Annotated in this window: 1 protein-coding gene; it reads left to right on the forward strand. The window is 40.0% G+C overall.

The window, feature by feature from the left end; translation table 11 throughout:
• The first annotated feature begins 102 nt into the window (after positions 1-102).
• Positions 103-1,143, forward strand: coding sequence for an IS630 family transposase (locus tag Xind_RS19570; RefSeq protein ID WP_187650945.1), 1,041 nt, complete (start codon positions 103-105; stop codon positions 1,141-1,143).
• Positions 1,144-1,154: the final 11 nt, after the last annotated feature.

Here is a 1,154-nt window from a genome sequence, read left to right on the forward strand (position 1 = left end):
TAAATAAGCTTTCAAAATAGTAGATCACTTGGAGGGAACTCAGTCCAATTTTTGCGATCTGATTAATCGCCAAATCAAAAAAATCCCAAAATGGACTGAGTGATGCGAATCATAGCACCAATTCCCCGAAGTGAACGACGTCAGATGAAAAAATTTATTCATAAAACCCGGGATAAAGATTATGCCCGCCGACTCATGGCACTCTTAATGTTACATGAAGGTCAGACCGTTTCTCATATCGCCAGAACCCTTCATTGCTCACGTTCTTCCGTCCATCGTTGGATAAATTGGTTAACATTATATGGGCTGGAAGGGTTAAAAAGCTTACCAAGAGGAAGGCCTGCCCGATGGAATTTAGCCCCGATTTTTAGCTTGCTGTCATTCTTATTATCACACTCCCCGCAAGATTTTGGCTGTTTGCGTTCACGTTGGAGTATTGAACTTATCACTCAGATAATCAATGAATTATTAGGTTTATTACTGTCAAAAAGTACCCTGTATCGTTACTTTTGTCAGGTGGGTATTGTCTGGCGAAGAGCGGTTCCTACCGTCAAAAAGTGTGATCCTGAATATGACGAAAAAATGGCAAAAATCACCGAAGCCTTAGCCAACGTATCAGAGCAACATCCTGTTTTTTATGAAGATGAAGTTGATATCGATCTGAATCCTAAAATCGGGGCAGACTGGTGTCTAAAAGGACAACAAAAACGCGTGATGACACCGGGGAAAAATCAAAAGCACTACCTTGCAGGCTGCCTTGAGGTACGAACAGGTCAAGTGACCTATGTCTGTGGTATAAAGAAAAACTCTGATCTATTTATCAATATGTTAGATAAAATTAATCGTCAGTATCGCCAAGCCAAAAGTATCACGTTAATTTTAGATAATTATGGTATTCACAAAAGCCAGAAAGTCAGGGAATGGCTAAAACAAAATCCTCAATTTAACCTGTTATTTTTACCGGTCTATTCGCCATGGCTAAATAAGATTGAACGCTTGTGGCAGTCTTTGCATGAAACCGTCACACGGAATCATTGCTGTCAGTATATGTGGCAACTCTTAGTGTGCGTTGAAGAATTTATGACCGCCTTTTCATCAGGGCAACAGCCGGGAGTGAGAAAAATGAGTGTATCGTTATTATGAAAGCTTATTTA

The sequence above is a fragment of the Xenorhabdus indica genome (genome assembly GCF_014467235.1).
GTDB lineage: Bacteria > Pseudomonadota > Gammaproteobacteria > Enterobacterales > Enterobacteriaceae > Xenorhabdus > Xenorhabdus indica.

Coding starts and splice junctions, on each gene's coding strand:
- Xind_RS19570 (WP_187650945.1), top strand. CDS start 103: ATGCGAATCATAGCACCAATTCCCCGAAGTGAACGACGTCAGATGAAA.